A 17,997-nucleotide genomic window follows, 5' to 3' on the forward strand; every position below is an offset into this window, starting at 1 on the left:
CGATGTCCACACTGACGATCGTCACGCTAGCAGCGTTTTGCGGCCCGCGCGCAACTTTTGTTTGTTTCTCGTCATAACGGTTTGGCAACGGTCAGCCGCGGAACTTCGGCGCTCTCACGAGTAAATTCCCAGGCAGATGGCCAATCCGGTTCGTCTGTGACCGAGCACGGCCACGGGACGCCCGCCATCACACCTCTTGCGACGACCGCGGACGTGCATGTTATGTTCGTCGCGTGATCGAAGACGACCACCCCGTGTCATTACTCGAGGTCCGGGGCCTCGTGAAGACCTTCGGCAACGCCCGCGCGCTCAAAGGAGTGGACCTCCAGGTGCGCCCGGGCGAGGTCCACTGCGTGCTCGGCCAGAACGGCGCCGGCAAGTCGACCCTCATCAAGACCCTGTCCGGTGCGCACCAGCCCGACGAGGGCGAGATCATCTGGAACGGCGAGCCCGTCACGATCGACAATCCCGTGGCGGCGCTCGAGCTCGGCATCGCGACCATGTACCAGGAACTTGACGTGGTCGATGGCCTCACCATCGCGGAGAACATCTTCCTGGGCCACGAGATCGACAAGGGCGGAGTGCTGCGCCGGCGCGAGGCAAATCGCCGTACGCGCGAGATCATGACGCGGCTCGGCCACGCCCACCTGTCCCCCACGCGCGAGGTGGGAACCCTCTCCCCCGCCAACCAGCAGATCGTGTCGATGGCGAGGGCCTTATCCCACGACATCAGGCTCATGATCATGGACGAGCCCTCCGCGGTGCTCGACTCGGAGGAGGTGGACAACCTCTTCCGCGTCGTCGAGGAACTGACCCACCAGGGCATCGCCGTCATCTACATCTCCCACCGGCTCGAGGAGATCGAGCGCATCGGGGACCGGATCACCGTCCTCAAAGACGGCCGCTCGGAGGCCTCCAACCTCCCCGTCGCCTCCACCCCCACCCGTGAGTTGATCTCGCTGATGACCGGGCGCGACGTCGAGAACGTCTTCCCTCCCCGCGTCGCCGTGCCCGAGGACGCGCCCGTCGTCCTTGAGGTCGACTCGCTCGCGCTCGCTGGCAGTTTCGAGGACGTCTCCCTCACCATCCGCGCCGGGGAGATTGTGGGCCTCGCGGGGCTGGTGGGCTCGGGCCGCTCCGAGATCCTGGAGACCATTGCCGGGCACCGCAAGGCCTCCGCCGGCACCGTCGCCGTCGCCGGCACGACGCTGCGCCCGGGATCGGTCCGCGACGCCGTCGCGGCCGACATGGGCCTCGCTCCGGAGGAACGCAAGAGCCAAGGCCTCATCCTCGAAGAGCCGATCTACCGCAACGCGACCCTGTCCACGTTTGCACGCTTCGCTAAGGCCGGGCTCCTCGACGAGGCGGCGGAGCGTCGCGCCACGGCGGAGCAGATGCGCGACCTCGACCTGCGCCCCGCCGAGCCGGACCGCATCACCCGCACGCTGTCGGGCGGCAACCAGCAGAAGATCATGCTTGCCCGCTGGCTCATCCATGGCACGCGAGTGCTCCTGCTCGACGAGCCCACGCGCGGCGTCGACGTGGGAGCGCGCGTGGAGATCTACAGCCTCATCCGCCGCCTCGCGGCGGCCGGCACGGCGATCCTCGTCGTGTCGAGCGAGATCGAGGAGGTGCTCGGCCTCGCCGACCGCGTCCACGTCATCGCCGACGGACGCATCCTCGACGTCCGCCCCGCCACCGAGATCGACGAGCACGGCGTGCTCGACCTCGTCATGAAGGGAAGTGCCGCGTGAGCGAGCCGACCACCACCCCGTCCGCGCCGGCATCGGCCACCCCCGACGGGCCTCCGACGGCGGCGCCGCCCGCCGACGACCGTTCCACCCTCAAGCGGCTGTTCTCGTCCACCGCCGGCCGCAACATCGGCCTCGTCATCGCCCTCGCGCTGCTGGTCGTCGTGGGCGCCGTCACCGCCGGCGAGAACTTCATGAACTACGACAACTTCCTCGTCATCGCACGCCTCGCCTCGGTGATCGGTGTGGTGGCCGTGGGCGTCACGTTCGTCATTACCGCCGGAGGAATCGACCTATCTGTCGGATCGGTGCTGGGCCTGTCGTCGGTGGTGGCGAGCCTGGGAGCGATTCAGACGGCGGCCGACGGCTTCTGGCCGCTCATGGTGTTCGTCGCGATCGCGGTGGGCGTGCTCGCCGGACTCACCAATGGCTTCATCATCGCCTACGGCAAGGTCGTGGCGTTCATGGCGACGCTCGCGATGCTTGTCGCGGCGCGCGGACTCGCCGAGCTCATCTCGCAGCGTCAGACCCAGGTCGTCAACAACGACGGCTTCCTCGACTTTTTCCGGGGCGACCTGCTCGGCGTCTCCTGGGTGGTGTGGATCTTCGCGCTTGTCGCGGTGGGCGGCTGGTTCCTTCTCAACCGCACCACGTTCGGGCGCCGCACCGTCGCCATCGGCGGCAACGCCACCGCCGCACGCCTGGCGGGAGTCAACGTTCGCCGGCACACCGTCTACCTGTACATGCTCGCCGGCGCCTGCGCAGGCATCGCCGCCACGATGCTGCTGTCACGCACTACCGCCGGCACCTCGACGCACGGACAGCTGTACGAGCTTGACGCCATCGCGGCCGTCGTCGTCGGCGGAACCTTGCTGGTGGGAGGACGCGGCACCATCGGCGGCACCGTCCTCGGCGTGCTGCTGTTTTCGACCCTCACCAACGTGTTCACCCAAAACAACCTTTCCACCTCGGTGCAGCTGGTCGCGAAGGGCGTCATCATCGTGGGCGCCGTGATGCTTCAGCAGCGCTTCGCCAACCGCGAGGGCGGTTCTCCCTCTCCTTGACGCCCTCGCTTCCATGACGAAGGCCGCCGGCCCCTCTCGGGTCCGGCGGCCTTCGTGCGTCGGCGGTTATGCCTTGGCGTCGCCCTCCGTGGGGTCCTCGTCCGTGGCCGATGCCGTGGCCGCGTCGGCCTCGTGCGGCAGTAGCGTCTCGGGCACCACTCCCTCCTCGACGGGCGAGGGAGGGATTGGGGCGACCGTCGCATCGGCCTCGTGGACGGCGAGCTGCTCTTCGGTGACGGCACCCCCGGAGAGCGGGTCGTCGACGGCGTCGACGGGCGCCGAGAACTGCGCCTCGTACAGCGCCGCATAGGCCCCGCCGGCGGCGATGAGCTCGTCGTGGTTTCCCTGCTCGACGATGTCGCCGTGCTGCATGACGAGGATGACGTCTGCGTCGCGGATGGTCGACAGGCGGTGGGCGATGACGAAGCTGGTGCGGTCCTTGCGCAGGTCCGCCATCGCCTGCTGCACGAGCAGCTCGGTGCGGGTGTCCACCGAGCTGGTGGCCTCGTCGAGGATCAGCACGCTGGGACGCGCCACGAACGCACGGGCGATCGTGATGAGCTGGCGCTCACCCACCGAGACGTTGGTCGCATCGTCGTCCAGGACCGTGTCGTAGCCGTCCGGCAGCGAGTGGACGAACCTGTCGACGTAGGCCGCCCTGGCCGCGTCGAGGATCTCCTCCTCGGTCGCGTCGGGGCGGCCGTAGGCGATGTTCTCCCGGATGGTGCCGCCGAACAGCCAGGCGTCCTGCAGCACCATGCCGGTGCGGCTGCGCAGGTCATCCCGGGTCATGTGGGCGATGTCCGTGCCGTCAAGCGTGATGCGCCCGCCGTCGAGTTCGTAGAAGCGCATGATCAGGTTCACGAGCGTCGTCTTGCCCGCCCCCGTAGGCCCCACGATCGCGACAGTCTTGCCCGGCTCCGCCACCATCGACAGGCCCGTGATGAGCGGCTTGTCGGCGTCGTAGGAGAATTTCACGTCCTCGAACTCGAGCCTCCCGCGGAACTGTCCGGGGGTGTCGGCGGGGTCGGGGTCGTCGCTCTGGTCGTCGGCGTCGAGGAACTCGAACACGCGCTCCGCGGAGGCGACGCCCGACTGCAGCAGGTTGAACATCGAGCCCAGCTGGCTCAGCGGCTGCTGGAACTGGCGCGAGTACTGGATGAACGCCTGGATGTCACCCAGCGGCAGCGCGCCGTTGGCGACCATGACTCCACCCACGACGGCGACCGCGACGTACACGAGGTTCCCGATGAACATCGTGGCGGGCATGATGATGCCGGAGATGAACTGGGCGCCAAATGAGGCCTGGTACAGCTCCTCGTTCTTCGCGTCGAACTCCTCCTGCGTGCGGGCCTGGCGTCCGAAGACCTTGACGAGCGAGTGGCCGGTGTAGGTCTCCTCGATCTGGCCGTTGAGCTCGCCCGTGTGCTTCCACTGGGCGACGAACTTGGTCTGCGAGCGCTTGGCCACCTGCGTCACGATGACGAGGGTCAGCGGGATCGAGATGACGGCGATCAAGGCAAGCAGCGGCGAGATCACCACCATCATCACGAGTACGCCGATGACAGTGAGGACCGACGTGAACAGTTGGCTCAGCGTCTGCTGCAGCGTCTGCGACACGTTGTCGATGTCGTTGGTCACGCGGCTCAGCAGCTCGCCGCGCTGGTGCTTGTCGAAGTAGCTTAGCGGCAGGCGGTGCACCTTGTGCTCGACGCGCTCGCGCAGCCGGTAGACGGTGCGCTGCGTCACCCCGTTGAGGATCCAGCCCTGGATCAGGGACAGGATCGAGGACGCGACGTAGATCGCGGCGACCCACCACAGGATCACGTGAAGGTGACCGAAGTCGATGCCGGTGCCGCTGATCAGGCCCTCGAAGATGACGGTCGTGGCGTTGCCCAGGATCTTGGGGCCGATGACCGCGAGCGCCACCGAGGCGGCGCCGAGGAGGATGACGAGTCCCACGAGCGTGCGCTCGGGCCGCAACTGGCCGAACAGGCGCTTCAGCGACGCACCGAAGTTCATCGCCTTCTCGGTGGGCATCCCCGCGCCACCCATGGGGCCGGGGCCGCCGCCGGGGCGCCGGCTGCGCGCCGCCGCCTTGGTGTCGGCGTCCTGGACGGGCTTGGTGTCGGTCTGCTCGGCCATCACGCCTCCTCCGCCCGCAGCTGGGTACTGACGATCTCTTGGTACGTGGGCGACGTATCGAGGAGCTCGCGGTGCGTGCCCCGGTCCACGATCACGCCGTCCTCGATGACGAGGATCTGGTCAGCGTCCACGATGGAGCTGACGCGCTGCGCGACGACGATGACCGTCGCATCGGCCGCACCCTCCTTCAGCGCCGCACGGAGGCGGGCGTCGGTGGCGGTGTCGAGAGCGCTGAACGAGTCGTCGAACAGCAGGATCTCGGGCTTCCTCACGAGGGCGCGGGCGATGGACAGGCGCTGGCGCTGGCCTCCCGAAACGGTGGTGCCGCCCTGGGCCATCGGGGTGTCGAGGCCCTCGGGCATGGCCTCGACGAAGTCGGCGCCCTGGGCGACGGTCAGCGCCTCCCAGATCTCCTCGTCGGTCGCGCTCTCGTTCCCGTAGCGCAGGTTGGAGCCCACGGTGCCGGAGAACAGGTAGGGGCGCTGGGGCACGAGGCCGATGCGCTTCCACAGGTCCTCGAGCCCGGCGTCGCGCACGTCGAGGCCGTCGATGCGGACGGTGCCGCTCGTCGCGTCGTACAGGCGGGGCACCAGGCCCACCAGGGTCGACTTGCCCGCACCCGTCGAGCCGATGATCGCGGTGGTGGTGCCGGGGCGCGCCGTGAAGCTGATGTTCTTCAGCACCGGCTCCTCGGCGCCCGGGTAGGCGAAGGTGACGTCGTCAAAGACCACGGTGCCCTTCTCCGTGAAGCCAGCCGAGGCATCGGCCGCCTCCACGACGGTGCTGGAGGTGCCGAGCACCTCGCCGATGCGATCCGCGGACACCGAGGCGCGCGGCAGCAGGACGAACAGGAAGGTCGCCATCATCACGGACATGAGGATCTGGATGAGGTAGGTCAGGAACGCCGTGAGCGCGCCCACCTCCATCTGGCCGCTCTCGACGCGGTCGGCGCCGAACCACAGCACCGCGACGGACGAGAGGTTCATGACCAGCATCACGATGGGGAACATCGCGGCCATGAGGCGGCCTGCCTTGTAGGCCGACTCGGTGACCTTCTCGTTCGCGTCGGCGAAGCGGCCCACCTCCTCGCGCTCGCGCACGAACGCGCGCACCACACGGATGCCCGTGAGCTGCTCGCGCATGACCCTGTTCACCACGTCGATGCGCTTCTGCATGCGCTGGAAATGCGGCACCATGCGCGAGATGATCGCGATCACGGCGATCAGCAGCAGCGGGATGGCGATGACGAAGATCCACGACAGCGCCACGTCCTGGTGAAGCGCCATGAACACGCCGCCGATCGCCATGAACGGCGCCGTGACCAGCAGTGTGCAGGCCATGAGGACAAGCATCTGAACCTGCTGCACGTCATTGGTGGAGCGCGTGATGAGGCTGGGCGCGCCGAACTTCTGAACCTCGTTCTCGCTGAACGAGCCCACGCGCGTAAAGATGCGTCCGCGCAGGTCGCGGCCCACCGCCATCGCCACCTTGGCGCCGAAGTAGACGGCGACGATGGCGCACACGATCTGCAGCAGCGACAGGGCAAGCATGATGCCGCCCACCTGCCAGATGTAGGGGATGTCGCCGGTGGCCACGCCGTTGTCGATGATGTCGGCGTTGAGGCTCGGCAGGTACAGGTTGCACACCGCCTGAGCGCCCTGGAAGACGATCACTCCGAGGAGGAGCTTCCAATAGGGCTTGACGGACTCAACGAGCAGCGGCCACAGCGCGCCCTTGGTCTTGTCCTGAGTACGCGCCTCGTCGGTGCGCGTCGCGACGGCCGTCATGGGGCCTCCTCGGTGAATGGGGGTGATGCGGGGGACAGGGGATGAGGAACCGCGGCGCGGCCCGGCGGAGCGAGGCCCGCCAGCGCGGTGCGGACGTGACGTACCTGGGCGTGGGGGTCATCGCGGTCGATGAGGACGACTCCCGAGGCGAGGACCCGCAGATGCTCGGCCGCGGCGCGCGGCTCGACGGCAAGCCTGTCGCGGAAGGGCTCGAGAAGGGCGGCGCTCGCCGCATCAAGCGCCTCGGAGGGCTGGTGATCGGTCGGATCGGGCCTGAACGAGAGCCGCATGAGCACGGCTCCGATGCGGCGCATCCGTGACACCTGGATCGCCACGATGTGGAGCGCGGCGTCCTCGACCGTGCGGGGCGAGGCGTCAGCGATGAGGCCCGCCGCCGGCCGGGCGTCGATCACGCGGGCGGCGGCGGCCGCGAGCAACGCATCCTTGTCCTCGAAGACGCGGAAGATGGTGCCCTCGGCAACGCCTGCGGCCTCCGCGATCTGGCGGGTGGTGACGTCGGCGCCCACATCGAGCAAGAGCGGCGTGACCGCATCGAGGATCGACTCGCGCCGCTCCTCGGGGGAGAGCCGGGCCGCCCGGGTGGAAGTTGCCATGCGCTCGAGAGTAAGTGAGTGAGCACTCACTCCGCAACTTGAAGGCGGCGGACGAACAGTTCCGCGGAGTGCCCAGGGAGGTTCGCGAACCCGACGCGCGGGTAGAACCGCCGCGCCCCGTCGTTACGCGGATCGATATCGAGGTGGACGCCAGCGACGCCCTGAGAGGCCAGGAGGGCGCACGCCGCCTCGATGAGGGCGCGGCCCGCTCCCCTGCCCTGGGCCTGAGGAAGCAGGTCGATGTGAAGATGCGCGGGATAGTCCGCGACCACGTCGACGAGGAGGCGCTCCGGGTCCGCGGCGCCGCGGAGAACGCTCTCGTCTGCCTCGACGCGCAGCGGGTGGCGATCAGCCACGGAGGGCCACCACGTGTCGCTGAACCACGCCTGGAAGGCGCGAGTATCCGCGGTGCCGATGACGTAGCCGACAGGTCCGTCCCCCTCGTCCCACGCCAGCGCGAAGGTCGCCGGCCCGTGGAGGTACGGCGTCGCGTAGACGTCGGCAAGCAACGCGTCGTCGCCATGCCTGCCCGTGTCGTCGCCCCCTGCGTCCCCGGTGAGGAGGCAGATCCGCGCGATCGCGTCATGGTCGGCGGGCGTGGCTGGCCGGATGGTCATGACGGAGAGCCTACGCAGGGTGCGCGCAGGCACGCTGATCCGATCAGCGCGCTGCCCAGGCCATCCCTCGCTCGATGAGCGTCGTCGTCTGAGGCAGGCGAAGAACATCAAGAGTGTGGCCGAGGGTGGTGGCGAAGATCCGCCCCTGACCCCACTGCCGCGTCCAGGCGACAGGCATGGTGACGGTGCGCGCCCACTCGTCCCCGCGGCCCGGGATCAGCTCGCAGTCCGCGAGCACGTCGTTCAGTCCGTCGTCGAGCACCCAGTACTGCTCGGTGTGGACCTCAAAGTCCGTCAAGCCTTGGGTGATGGGATGGCTCGCAGCGGCATCGGTGAATCGCACCGTGTAGCGTCGGTAAGCCTCGACGTCGCCGCGCCCGCGGTCCTCAGGCGCGTGAGGGTGCGCGGCGAACTGGGCGCCCGTGAGCTGCAGGAAGTCCGTGGCGCTGCGGAAGGAATCGATGATCCCGCCGTGCCATCCCGCGAATCCGGCCCCGGCGGCCACGGCCGCGCGCAGGCCCGCCACCTCGTCGACCGTCGCGCTTCCCATCGTGACCGACTGGACGATGAGGTCGTACCGAGCCATCGCATGCGCATCGGCGTAGACCTCGGGCGTGTCCTCGATGTCGACGACGAAGCCCTGCCCCTCCAGCCAGGGGACGAACAAGTCGGTGGAACCCACCGGGTCGTGGCCGGGCCACCCTCCGCGAACAATCAAGCACTGCCTGGTCATGCGTCTCCCCTCGCTCCCTTGCGTGCCGCCATCCTAGGACGGGGCATGCGGGTGGGCCAGGATGCGCCCTACAGACGGTGGGCCGTGGCTCCTGGTACGCGCTCGACGGTGTGAACGGCACGCCAGTTCTCGCCGCCGATGCCGCGCGCCCACTGGGGCATGCCGGAGGCGAGGCCGTGAGACGCGAGGTCGGAGCCGAGCACCAAGACAGAGGGCCCGGCCCCCGAGACGACGGCGGCCAGGCCCTGTGCGCGAAGATGCGTCAGCATCGCCATGGCGGCGGGCATGACCTCGGCGCGGTAGGTCTGGTGGAGGCGGTCCTCGGTGCCCTCGAAGAGCAGCTCCGGCTGGCCGCCGAGCGCCGCGACAAGGAGCGCGGCTCGGCCGAGATTGAAGGCGGCGTCGCGGTGCGGCACCATCGCGGGAAGGACGGAGCGCGCCTGTTCGGTGGGGAGCACCGAGCCGGGGATCAGCACAGCGGCCTCGATTCCCTCCGCCATCGGCAGGGTCGCGGCCTTGGCGCCGGACTCCCCCATCCACGCGACGGTCGCGCCGCCGTAGATGGCGGGAGCCGCGTTGTCGGGGTGCCCCTCGAACTGGGTAGCGATCTCGAGCGCCACCTCGGCGGACAACGCCTCGGGTTCGGCGATCAGCCCGCGCGCGGCGGAGATACCCGCCACCACGGCGGCGGCGGACGATCCCAGGCCCCGCCCGTGCGGGATACGGTTCACGGCGCGGATCGCGAGCCCCGTCTGGGACGCGTTCACGTGGTCGAGCGCCGCGCGCAGGGCACGCACGACGAGGTGAGATTCGTCGCGAGGAAGCGTCTCCGCCCCCTCACCCTCGATCTCGAGCTCGATCTGCGACGACGCGACGGCCCGCACCTCGATCTCGTCCGCCAGGCCCAGCGCGAGGCCCAGCGAGTCGAATCCCGACCCGAGGTTTCCCGCGGTGGCCGGGACGGTCACCACCACATGATCGGCGCCCAGACGCATGGTTACAGCCCCAGGACCTGCGCCGCTGCGGCGACGTCGACGGGGATGACGGTCGGGTCGACCTCGCGGCCCTCGAGCGCGGTCGCGGTGTCCTTCAGACCGTTACCCGTCACCGTGCAGGTGATGGTGGCACCCTTCGGCACCTCCCCGAGCGCGGCGGCCGCCAGGAGTCCGGCGATCGGCGCGGCGGAGGCGGGCTCCACGAAGACGCCGACGTCGGCGGCAAGGCGTGCCTGGGCGTTGAGGATCTGCGTGTCGGAGACGGCGCGGATCCACCCGCCCGACTCGTCGCGCGCGGCGACCGCGAGGTCCCACGAGGCCGGCTTGCCGATGCGGATCGCGGTGGCCACCGTCTCGGGGTCCTTGATGGGGTGTCCGGCGACGAACGGCGCGGCGCCGGCGGCCTGCACTCCCCAGATCTTTGGGCGCTTGGTGGCGCGGCCGGCATCGGCAAACTCGGTGAAGCCCATCCAGTACGCGGAGATGTTGCCGGCGTTTCCCACGGGCAGCATGTGGATGTCGGGGGCGTCGCCCAGCTGGTCGATGATCTCGAACGCCGCGGTCTTCTGTCCCTGCAGACGGTACGGGTTGACCGAGTTCACGAGCGCGACAGGGTACTCCTCGGACAGGGAGCGGACGATGTCGAGGCACTCGTCGAAGTTGCCGTCCACCTGGACCAGTTTGGCGCCGTGGACGATGGCCTGGGCCATCTTGCCGGCCGCGATCTTGCCCTGCGGGATCATCACCACACAGTTGAGCCCGGCGTGGGCGGCGTAAGCGGCGGCCGATGCCGACGTGTTGCCGGTCGAGGCGCACACGACAGTGTGGTCGCCGTCCTTCACCACCTGGGTCATGGCGCTCGTCATGCCGCGGTCCTTGAAGGACCCGGTCGGGTTCATGCCCTCGACCTTGACGAAGACCTCGGCCCCCACCTCCGCGGAGATGGAGGGCGCGTGGACCAGCGGCGTGCCGCCCTCGCCCAGCGAGATGAGCCGGTCGCTCTCGTCGAACGGCATGTGCTCCAGGTATTCGCGGATGGCTCCGCGCCACACGTGTGCCACTTACTCTCCCTCGATCCTCAGGACGGACCAAACATCATTGACGGAATCGGACGCGCGCAGGTCCTCGACGGTCGCGGCGAGCGCGGCCTCGGATGCGCGGTGCGAGGACAGGATGAGGCCGGCGTGGCCCTTGCCCGCCATCTGGCGCACGGACTCGATGCCCACGCCGTGGTTGGCGAACATCTGCGCGACCGCGGACAGCACGCCCGGGCGGTCCTGCACGCTCATGCGCACGGCGTAACGGGTCTGCGCGGCGTCCATCGGCAGCACATCGTGGCGCGCGTAGTTCGACTCGCGCGGGCCGCGGCCGCCTCCTGCGACGTGGCGCGCGACGGACACGACGTCTCCCAGGACGGCCGATGCCGTGGGGGCGCCGCCGGCGCCCTGCCCGTAGAACATGAGCTCGCCCGCGGCCTCGGCCTCGACGAAGACGGCGTTGAACGCGCCGCGCACGCCCGCGAGCGGGTGGGACGACGGCAGCAGCGTGGGGTGAACGCGGACACTCACGCCGTCCTCGGCGCGCTCCGCGATGGCGAGCAGCTTGATGACCCTGTCGGTCTCCTTGGCCGCGGCGATGTCGTCCGCCGAGACCTCGGTAATTCCCTCGCAGTACACGTCGTCGAGGTGCACGCGCTGGTGGAACGCGAGCGAGGCGAGGATCGCGGCCTTCGCTGCGGCGTCGTGGCCGCCCACGTCGGCGGTCGGGTCCGCCTCCGCGTAGCCGAGGCGCTGCGCCTCCGCGACCACGTCGGCGTAGTCGAGGCCCTTCGTCGTCATCTCGTCGAGCACGTAGTTGGTGGTGCCGTTCACGATGCCGAGGATGCGGGTGACGTGGTCCCCCGCGAGCGACTCGCGCACCGGACGCACCAGCGGGATCGCACCGGCGACGGCGGCCTCAAAGTACAGGTCGGCGCCGGCCTCGTCGGCCGCCTCGTACAGCTCGGCTCCGCGGGTGGCGAGCAGCGCCTTGTTGGCCGTCACGACACCGGTGCCGGCCGCGAGCGCGCGCAGGATCAGCGTGCGCGCGGGCTCGTCACCACCCATGACCTCGACCACCACATCGGCCGCATCCACGAGGGTCTCGGCGTCCGACGTGAGGAGGTCGACTGGCACCACGTCGTCGCGCGGCACGGACGTGTCGCGGACGTAGATGCCCGCAATGTCGACGGGCGCGCCGACGCGCGCGGAGAGGTCATCGCGCTGCTCGGTGAGGAGTCGCACCACCTGGGTGCCGACGGTCCCGCATCCGAGGATGGCGATCTTGACGGGGGCTACGGCGGTGGACACGGCGCCCACTCTATCGGGTAGGCATCGTCCCTTAGGGTCGGCTCCATGACTCGACCCGCCCGCGTGACCATGGTCTGCACCGGCAACATCTGCCGCTCCCCCGCGATGCACTACCTCGCTCGCCGCGAGTGGGGCGACGCCGCCGAGGTCACGAGTGCCGGGATCTACGCGGAGATCGGGCTCGACGTGCCGCAGCCGATGCGCCGCGCGGCCGCACGACACGACCTCGCCATTCCCCGGCATCGGCCCACCCAGTTGGACAAGCGGATCCTCAGCCAGGCCGACCTGGTGCTGGTCGCCACGCAACAGCACGCCCGCTGGATCGAGGCGGAGTGGGGCGGAACCGCGCCGCACGTCTTCGGCATCAAGGAGGCGGCGGAGCTCGCGACGAGGGCCGCGCGCCCCGCAGGCGACACCTCCGCAGAACGCCTCGCGAATGCCGCCGTCGCGCTGGACGCGGCTCGCGCCGCCGATCCGGCGCCGCTGCGCAGCCTCGACGACCCGTGGTCGCTCGACCAGGCCACGTACAACAGGGTGATGGACGAGATCGCCGACGACCTCGAGGTGCTCACCTCGTGGGCGGGCCTCCGGCGCACCTAGAGAGAGGGCCCGTTGCCGCTCATCCCGGGCGGGAAGGTGTGGCTCATGGGCAATCGGGAGATCTTCTCCACTGCGCCCTCGTCCTCGCTGGCCTCGTCGCCGTGCGCCTCGGGATCGGGAAGGGTGAAGGTGGCCGCGATGGACTCCAGGTCCTCGCGGTCGGCGTCGTCGTCGTCTTGCATGGTGTCCCCCTGACTGCCATGCGGGCCTCGTCGCCCGCGGGACCATCGTGCCCCAAACATGCCAGCGGCGGCGACCCGGGACGTTGAGGGGGGACTTCCCGGGTCGCCGCCAGGCGGCGCGTTAGTGACCGAAGGCCTGCAGCGGCGGCAACTTGTCGCCGCTGGGGTCGACGCTGCTCTCGTCGACCTCGGCCCGCTCACCTCGCGTCTCGCCGGTCTGACGGTCATCTGACTCGTCCTGCGCATCGAAGGCCGTGTGGCCCTTGGTGCGACGCTCCTCCTCGACCTCCTGGGCGAGGCGGGTCAGGGCATCGGTGCCCTCGTGGTCCGTGAGGCTCATGACCTGCTCCTTCCACTCGCGGCCGGGAATCCGGCTACGTCAAGGGAACGCCTGGGGGCCTCTCAGATACTTCTCAGGTGCGGCCGTCGGGGTAGATCGCGCCAGGCGGCACGGCGGGGGCCGGGGAGCCCTCGCCCTCGTGGTCCTCGCGCGTCTCGCCGTCATCCTCCGGGGTGTGGTCGTCCGGAAGCGTGGCACCGTGCCCGCTGGCCCGCTCGGCCTCGACCTCGGCGGCGATCTCCTGCAGGGCCTCGGTGCCCTCGTGGATGTCCTTCTCGGTGGGGTCGTCCATGACCTCTCCCTTCGTCGCGAGCGGCGCGGTGCCGCCGTAGTGACGTCAACGAGGGGTGGGGCCAAGACCTTCCGGCCGATTCCGGCTCACGCGTCGTAGCGGGCGCGCGCCTCCGTCACGACGGGCACAGCAGCCTCCAGGACGTCCGCGAGGTCACGCAGGCGGGTGGCGACCTGCGCGCCGAGCTCGGTCAGCGCGTAGTCGACCCGCGGCGGCACCTCGGCGTGTGCGGTGCGCGTGATCATGCCGTCGCGCTCGAGGGTGCGCAGCGACTGCGCGAGCATGCGCTCACTCACGCCGTCGACTCGTGCGCGCAGCTCGCCGAACCGTTGCGAACCCTCGCCGAGCGCGATAAGGATGAGGGAGGGCCACTTTCCGGCGATGTCCTCGAAGGTGGAGCGAGAGGTGCAGGCGCGCGCGAAGACGTCGGCCACCAGGGCCTGACTGGGCGCGACGCTCTCCTTCACGCCCCCTAGATTACTCTCGAAACTGCGGAATAGATAGCGACTTACGAATCGTTAGCATGGACGTCAGGACATCACTCCTCCGAAAGGACACACCATGACTACCTACGCCGTCACCGGAACCAGCGGACGCCTGGGCCGCCTCATCGTCGAGCACCTCCTCGCCCGCGACGTGGCCCCGTCGGACATCGTCGCGATCGCCCGCACGGAGTCCAAGGTGGCCGACCTCGCCGACAAGGGAGTCACCGTCCGCCACGGCGACTACGACGAGCCCGCCTCGCTCGACGCCGCGCTCGCCGGCGTGGACCGCCTTGTCCTCGTCTCCGCGTCCGAGCCCGGCAAGCGGCTGCCCCAGCACCAGGCCGTCATTGCCGCCGCGGAGAAGGCCGGCGTGAGCCGCATCCTCTACACGTCCATCCTTGGCGCCGACACGACCACCAACCCGCTCGCGGGCGAACACGTCGCCACCGAGGAGGCCCTCGCGGCATCGGCCATCCCCGCCACGATCCTGCGAAACTCCTGGTACTACGAGAACTACACGGCGCAGATCCCCCAGTACCTGGCCAACGGCGCGATCACCACCGCGACCAACAACGCCCGCATCTCCGCCGCCACCCGCTCGGACTACGCGGAGGCGGCGGCGGCCGCCGCGCTCCAGGACGCCGAGGGCAAGGTCTACGAGCTGGGCGCCGAGCCCTTCACCATGACCAACCTCGCCGAGACCCTCACCACCGCCACCGACACCGACGTGCGCCACCACGCCGTCTCGGTCGACGAGCTGGTGGGCGGCATGGTCCAGGCGGGCCTCGACGAGGGCACCGCCCGCTTCTGGGCCGGCGTCGACGCCTCGATCGCCAAGGGCGACCTGGTGACGGAGTCCACGGACCTCGCCGACCTCATCGGCCACGAGCCCACCCGCATGAAGGACGCGGTGCTCGCGGCGCTGTAGCGCTCGTCCACGCACGCGGCCCGGCACTCCTCGTGGAGTGCCGGGCCGCAGCGCGTCTGGCCGATGCGGTGGCTTAGTCTCCCGCGACGTCCCAGCTGAGCAGGTCCTCCAGGGTGTCGCGACGCACCAGCACCTTGGAGGCGCCGTCGCGCACGGCGACCACGGCGGGGCGCAGCGCGGCGTTGTAGGTCGACGCCATCGAGCGTCCGTAGGCGCCGGTGGCGGCCACGGCGAGAAGGTCGCCGCGCCGCGTGTCCTCGGGCAGCTGCACGTCGCGCACGATGATGTCGCCGCTCTCGCAGTGCTTGCCCACCACGCGCGACAGTGTGAGGGGGGCATCGGACACGCGCGAGGCGACCTCGGCGTGGTACTCGGCGCCGTACATGATGGTGCGCGGGTTGTCGCTCATGCCGCCGTCGACAGCGACGTATTGGCGGGAGCCGCCCTCGTCGAGCTTGACGTCCTTGGTCACGCCGACCGTGTACACCGTCAGGCCGGCGGGACCGGCGATGGCGCGGCCGGGCTCGATCGAGAAGCGCGGCCACTCGCCGCCGATGGGGTCCATGACGGAGGCCACGGCGTCGGCGATCTCGTAGGCGGCGACGGACGGCTCGAGCGCCTCGGCGTCCTCGGTGTAGGCGATCGCGTATCCGCCGCCCAGGTCCACCTCGGGAAGCGCGGCACCCGTGTCGGCCATGAACGCGGCGCGCAGGCGCAGCATGCGGTCGGCGGACTCGCGGAAGGCGTCGATCGACAGGATCTGGCTGCCGATGTGGGTGTGGATGCCCAGCAGGTTCAGCCCCACCGCGTCGTGGCACGCGAGCATCGCGTCGTAGGCGGCGCCCGAGGCGAGCGAGAGGCCGAACTTCTGGTCCTCGTGGCTCGTGGCGATGTACTCGTGGCCGCCGGCGTGCACTCCCGTGGTCACGCGCACCAGCACGGGGGCGGTGACGCCCATCTCGCGCGCGAGGGCGTCCAGCACCTCGATCTCGGTGAACGAGTCGACGATGATGCGTCCCACGCCCACTGATAGCGCCCGGCGCAGCTCGTCCTCGGCCTTGTTGTTGCCGTGCAGGCCGATGCGCTCGGGGGGCATGCCGCCACGCAGAGCGATCTCGAGCTCGCCGCGCGAGGCGACGTCGAGGCACAGGTCCTCCTCGCGCATCCAGCCGGCGACCTGCGACGCGAGGAAGGCCTTGCCCGCGTAGAACACGTCGACCTTGGCGCGGTGGCGCCCAAAGGCCGCGGTGAAGTGGTCGCGGAAGGCGGCCGCGCGGACACGGAAGTCGGCCTCATCGACCACGTACAGCGGGGTGCCGTGCTCGGCCGCGAGAGTACGGACGTCCATGCCACCGACGGCGAGCACGCCGTCATCGCCCCGCGTGACGGAGCTGGACCACACCGGCATCGGCCCCTACATCCTTTCGGGCGCGGAGACGCCGATGAGGTGGAGGCCGTTGCGCAGCACCTGCTGCGCGGCGTCGTTCAGCCACAGGCGGGTGCGGTGGAGGTCGGTGATCTCCTCGTCGCCCTGGGGGGTCACGCGCGTGCGGTCGTACCAACCGTGGAACGTCGACGCGACCTCCTCGAGGTAGCGCGCCACGCGGTGCTGCTCGCGGAACTCCACGGCCTGCGTCACCACGCGCGGGAACTCGCCGAGCACGCCCAGCAGCTTCGCGTCCCACTCGTGCTCCAGCAGCGCGGCGTCGAAGCCGTCTTCGCGGGCGATGCCGTACTCGGCGGCGTTGCGCTGAACACCGCACGTGCGGGCGTGCGCGTACTGGACGTAGAAGACGGGGTTGGCGTTGGTCTTCGACGCGAGCAGGTCGAGGTCGATGTCGATCGACGAGTCGGCGCTCGAGCGCGCCAGCGAGTAGCGCGCGGCGTCCACGCCCACGGCGTCCACCAGGTCCTCCATGGTGACGACGGTGCCGGCGCGCTTGGACATGCGCACGGGCTGGCCATCCTTCACCAGGTTCACCATCTGGCCGATGATGACCTCGATGATCTCGGGCGAGTAGCCCAGCGCGGCGGCGGCGGCCTTGAGGCGCGCGATGTAGCCGTGGTGGTCGGCGCCCAGCAGGTAGATGCAGAGGTCGGCGCCGCGCTCGGCCTTGTCGCGGATGTACGCGATGTCGCCGGCGATGTACGCGGCGTTGCCGTCGGACTTGATGACCACGCGGTCCTTCTCGTCGCCGTGGTCGGTGCTCCGCAGCCACCAGGCGCCCTCGGTCTCGTACAGCGCGCCGGAGCCCTTCAGCTCCTCGAGCGCCGTCTCGACCTTGCCCGACTCGTGAAGCGAGTCCTCGTGGAAGTACACGTCGAACTCGACGCCGAAGTCCTTGAGCGACTGCTTGATCTCGTTGAACATGAGGCGCACGCCGCGCTGACGGAAGAACTCGATGGCCTCGTCGCGGGGAAGCTCGAGGGGGTCGGGGTCGCCGTTCTCCATCGCCTCGACCATCACCTCGTTGGCGATGTCCTGGATGTACTGGCCGCCGTAACCGTTCTCGGGGGCGTCCTCGCCCGCGACCACCGCGTAGAGCGACGCCGCGAAGTTGTCGATCTGGCTGCCGTGGTCGTTGAAGTAGTACTCACGCGTGACCATCGCGCCGTGGAACTCGAGCAGGCGTGCGAGCGAGTCGCCCACCGCGGCCCAGCGGGTGCCACCCAGGTGGATGGGGCCGGTGGGGTTAGCGGAGACGAACTCGACGTTGACGGTCTTGCCCGTCAGCGACTCGCCGCGGCCGTAGTCCTCGCCGTACTCGACGATGCCGCGGGCGAGCTCGCCCGCCGCGCCCGCCGCGAGGCGGATGTTGATGAAGCCGGGGCCTGCGACCTCGGCGGCGTCGATGCCGTCGATCTCGGCCAGGCGCTCGACAAGGGTGTCGGCGAACTCGCGCGGGTTGGTGCCGGCCTTTTTGGCCAGCTGCATCGCGATGTTTGTCGACCAGTCGCCGTGCTCGCGCTGGCGCGGGCGTTCCACGCGGATGTCCTCGGGGACATCGAACGGGGACAGCTGGAAGTCGCTGTCATCGATGCCCTGGAGCAGGGCGGCGCGGATCTGTGCGGCAAGTTCCTCGGGAGTCACCCCGCGAGTCTATCGGCGCGCGCAC

At 69.8% G+C, this 17,997-nt stretch carries 18 protein-coding genes; 4 read left to right on the top strand and 14 right to left on the bottom strand.

What is annotated here, in order from left to right:
• Nucleotides 1-233: 233 nt before the first annotated feature.
• Nucleotides 234-1,754, top strand: coding sequence for a sugar ABC transporter ATP-binding protein (locus tag B7K26_RS02255; RefSeq protein ID WP_234998657.1), 1,521 nt, complete (start codon nucleotides 234-236; stop codon nucleotides 1,752-1,754).
• A complete protein-coding gene (locus B7K26_RS02260) occupies nucleotides 1,751-2,815 on the top strand; it encodes an ABC transporter permease (protein ID WP_084077050.1) in 1,065 nt (354 codons plus the stop codon). Before B7K26_RS02255 ends, B7K26_RS02260 begins: the two co-directional genes overlap by 4 nt.
• Before the next feature lie 66 nt (nucleotides 2,816-2,881).
• Here B7K26_RS02260 and B7K26_RS02265 read toward each other — a convergent pair whose 3' ends face one another.
• The 8 genes from B7K26_RS02265 to B7K26_RS02300 form a co-directional block, all read right to left on the bottom strand.
• Complete coding sequence (locus tag B7K26_RS02265) at nucleotides 2,882-4,960, bottom strand: ABC transporter ATP-binding protein (RefSeq protein WP_084077051.1); 2,079 nt, start codon at nucleotides 4,958-4,960, stop codon at nucleotides 2,882-2,884.
• Nucleotides 4,960-6,747 (bottom strand): ABC transporter ATP-binding protein, encoded by a 1,788-nt coding sequence (locus B7K26_RS02270; protein WP_084077052.1) that lies wholly within the window; start codon nucleotides 6,745-6,747, stop codon nucleotides 4,960-4,962. The genes B7K26_RS02265 and B7K26_RS02270 overlap by 1 nt, the downstream gene beginning before the upstream one ends.
• Nucleotides 6,744-7,361, bottom strand: coding sequence for a TetR/AcrR family transcriptional regulator (locus tag B7K26_RS02275; protein WP_084077053.1), 618 nt, complete (start codon nucleotides 7,359-7,361; stop codon nucleotides 6,744-6,746). Before B7K26_RS02275 ends, B7K26_RS02270 begins: the two co-directional genes overlap by 4 nt.
• A 26-nt stretch (nucleotides 7,362-7,387) precedes the next feature.
• Nucleotides 7,388-7,978: a GNAT family N-acetyltransferase gene (locus tag B7K26_RS02280; protein WP_084077534.1), complete on the bottom strand. Its 591-nt coding sequence runs from the start codon at nucleotides 7,976-7,978 to the stop codon at nucleotides 7,388-7,390.
• Between the two features lie 43 nt (nucleotides 7,979-8,021).
• Nucleotides 8,022-8,711, bottom strand: a complete 690-nt coding sequence (locus B7K26_RS02285; protein WP_084077054.1) for a ThuA domain-containing protein — start codon at nucleotides 8,709-8,711, stop codon at nucleotides 8,022-8,024.
• A gap of 68 nt (nucleotides 8,712-8,779) precedes the next feature.
• Nucleotides 8,780-9,679, bottom strand: coding sequence for a homoserine kinase (thrB, locus tag B7K26_RS02290; RefSeq protein ID WP_307188075.1), 900 nt, complete (start codon nucleotides 9,677-9,679; stop codon nucleotides 8,780-8,782).
• A 29-nt stretch (nucleotides 9,680-9,708) separates the two neighbouring features.
• On the bottom strand, nucleotides 9,709-10,767 hold the full coding sequence (gene thrC, locus B7K26_RS02295; RefSeq protein WP_084077056.1) for a threonine synthase: 1,059 nt from the start codon (nucleotides 10,765-10,767) through the stop codon (nucleotides 9,709-9,711).
• Nucleotides 10,768-12,054, bottom strand: a complete 1,287-nt coding sequence (locus B7K26_RS02300; RefSeq protein ID WP_084077535.1) for a homoserine dehydrogenase — start codon at nucleotides 12,052-12,054, stop codon at nucleotides 10,768-10,770.
• Nucleotides 12,055-12,099: 45 nt separating this feature from the next.
• On the opposite strand from B7K26_RS02300, the gene B7K26_RS02305 reads away from it, so the two are divergent.
• Nucleotides 12,100-12,654, top strand: coding sequence for a low molecular weight phosphatase family protein (locus tag B7K26_RS02305; protein ID WP_084077057.1), 555 nt, complete (start codon nucleotides 12,100-12,102; stop codon nucleotides 12,652-12,654).
• Here the strand turns inward: B7K26_RS02305 and B7K26_RS02310 are convergent.
• From B7K26_RS02310 to B7K26_RS02325, 4 genes are all read right to left on the bottom strand, one after another.
• A complete protein-coding gene (locus tag B7K26_RS02310; RefSeq protein WP_084077058.1) occupies nucleotides 12,651-12,836 on the bottom strand; it encodes a hypothetical protein in 186 nt (61 codons plus the stop codon). The genes B7K26_RS02305 and B7K26_RS02310 overlap by 4 nt on opposite strands.
• 121 nt (nucleotides 12,837-12,957) lie before the next feature.
• Nucleotides 12,958-13,176, bottom strand: a complete 219-nt coding sequence (locus B7K26_RS02315) for a hypothetical protein (protein WP_084077059.1) — start codon at nucleotides 13,174-13,176, stop codon at nucleotides 12,958-12,960.
• A gap of 73 nt (nucleotides 13,177-13,249) precedes the next feature.
• The gene (locus B7K26_RS02320) at nucleotides 13,250-13,468 is read right to left on the bottom strand and encodes a hypothetical protein (protein WP_084077060.1); all 219 of its coding nucleotides are present in this window, start codon (nucleotides 13,466-13,468) and stop codon (nucleotides 13,250-13,252) included.
• A gap of 86 nt (nucleotides 13,469-13,554) precedes the next feature.
• A complete protein-coding gene (locus B7K26_RS02325) occupies nucleotides 13,555-13,935 on the bottom strand; it encodes a helix-turn-helix domain-containing protein (RefSeq protein ID WP_084077061.1) in 381 nt (126 codons plus the stop codon).
• Between the two features lie 94 nt (nucleotides 13,936-14,029).
• Between B7K26_RS02325 and B7K26_RS02330 the strand changes: the two genes are divergently transcribed.
• Complete coding sequence (locus B7K26_RS02330) at nucleotides 14,030-14,881, top strand: SDR family oxidoreductase (protein WP_084077062.1); 852 nt, start codon at nucleotides 14,030-14,032, stop codon at nucleotides 14,879-14,881.
• 73 nt (nucleotides 14,882-14,954) lie between these two features.
• Here the strand turns inward: B7K26_RS02330 and lysA are convergent, their stop codons facing one another.
• Both lysA and argS read right to left on the bottom strand, forming a co-directional pair.
• Nucleotides 14,955-16,289, bottom strand: coding sequence for a diaminopimelate decarboxylase (gene lysA, locus B7K26_RS02335; protein WP_084077063.1), 1,335 nt, complete (start codon nucleotides 16,287-16,289; stop codon nucleotides 14,955-14,957).
• A gap of 6 nt (nucleotides 16,290-16,295) precedes the next feature.
• Entirely contained in the window at nucleotides 16,296-17,972 is a 1,677-nt protein-coding gene (gene argS, locus B7K26_RS02340; RefSeq protein WP_084077064.1) for an arginine--tRNA ligase, read from the bottom strand.
• Nucleotides 17,973-17,997 lie beyond the last annotated feature (25 nt).

Origin of the sequence: Demequina sp. NBRC 110057 (assembly GCF_002090175.1) — a bacterium.
GTDB lineage: Bacteria > Actinomycetota > Actinomycetes > Actinomycetales > Demequinaceae > Demequina.

What these genes read in the sequence shown, in the direction of transcription:
- B7K26_RS02320 (WP_084077060.1), bottom strand. Translation starts at nt 13,468, where the DNA reads ATGGACGACCCCACCGAGAAGGACATCCACGAGGGCACCGAGGCCCTG.
- B7K26_RS02330 (WP_084077062.1), top strand. Translation starts at nt 14,030, where the DNA reads ATGACTACCTACGCCGTCACCGGAACCAGCGGACGCCTGGGCCGCCTC.
- B7K26_RS02280 (WP_084077534.1), bottom strand. Translation starts at nt 7,978, where the DNA reads ATGACCATCCGGCCAGCCACGCCCGCCGACCATGACGCGATCGCGCGG.
- B7K26_RS02310 (WP_084077058.1), bottom strand. Translation starts at nt 12,836, where the DNA reads ATGCAAGACGACGACGACGCCGACCGCGAGGACCTGGAGTCCATCGCG.
- B7K26_RS02285 (WP_084077054.1), bottom strand. Translation starts at nt 8,711, where the DNA reads ATGACCAGGCAGTGCTTGATTGTTCGCGGAGGGTGGCCCGGCCACGAC.
- B7K26_RS02275 (WP_084077053.1), bottom strand. Translation starts at nt 7,361, where the DNA reads ATGGCAACTTCCACCCGGGCGGCCCGGCTCTCCCCCGAGGAGCGGCGC.
- lysA (WP_084077063.1), bottom strand. Translation starts at nt 16,289, where the DNA reads ATGCCGGTGTGGTCCAGCTCCGTCACGCGGGGCGATGACGGCGTGCTC.
- B7K26_RS02265 (WP_084077051.1), bottom strand. Translation starts at nt 4,960, where the DNA reads ATGGCCGAGCAGACCGACACCAAGCCCGTCCAGGACGCCGACACCAAG.
- B7K26_RS02305 (WP_084077057.1), top strand. Translation starts at nt 12,100, where the DNA reads ATGACTCGACCCGCCCGCGTGACCATGGTCTGCACCGGCAACATCTGC.
- B7K26_RS02315 (WP_084077059.1), bottom strand. Translation starts at nt 13,176, where the DNA reads ATGAGCCTCACGGACCACGAGGGCACCGATGCCCTGACCCGCCTCGCC.
- B7K26_RS02270 (WP_084077052.1), bottom strand. Translation starts at nt 6,747, where the DNA reads ATGACGGCCGTCGCGACGCGCACCGACGAGGCGCGTACTCAGGACAAG.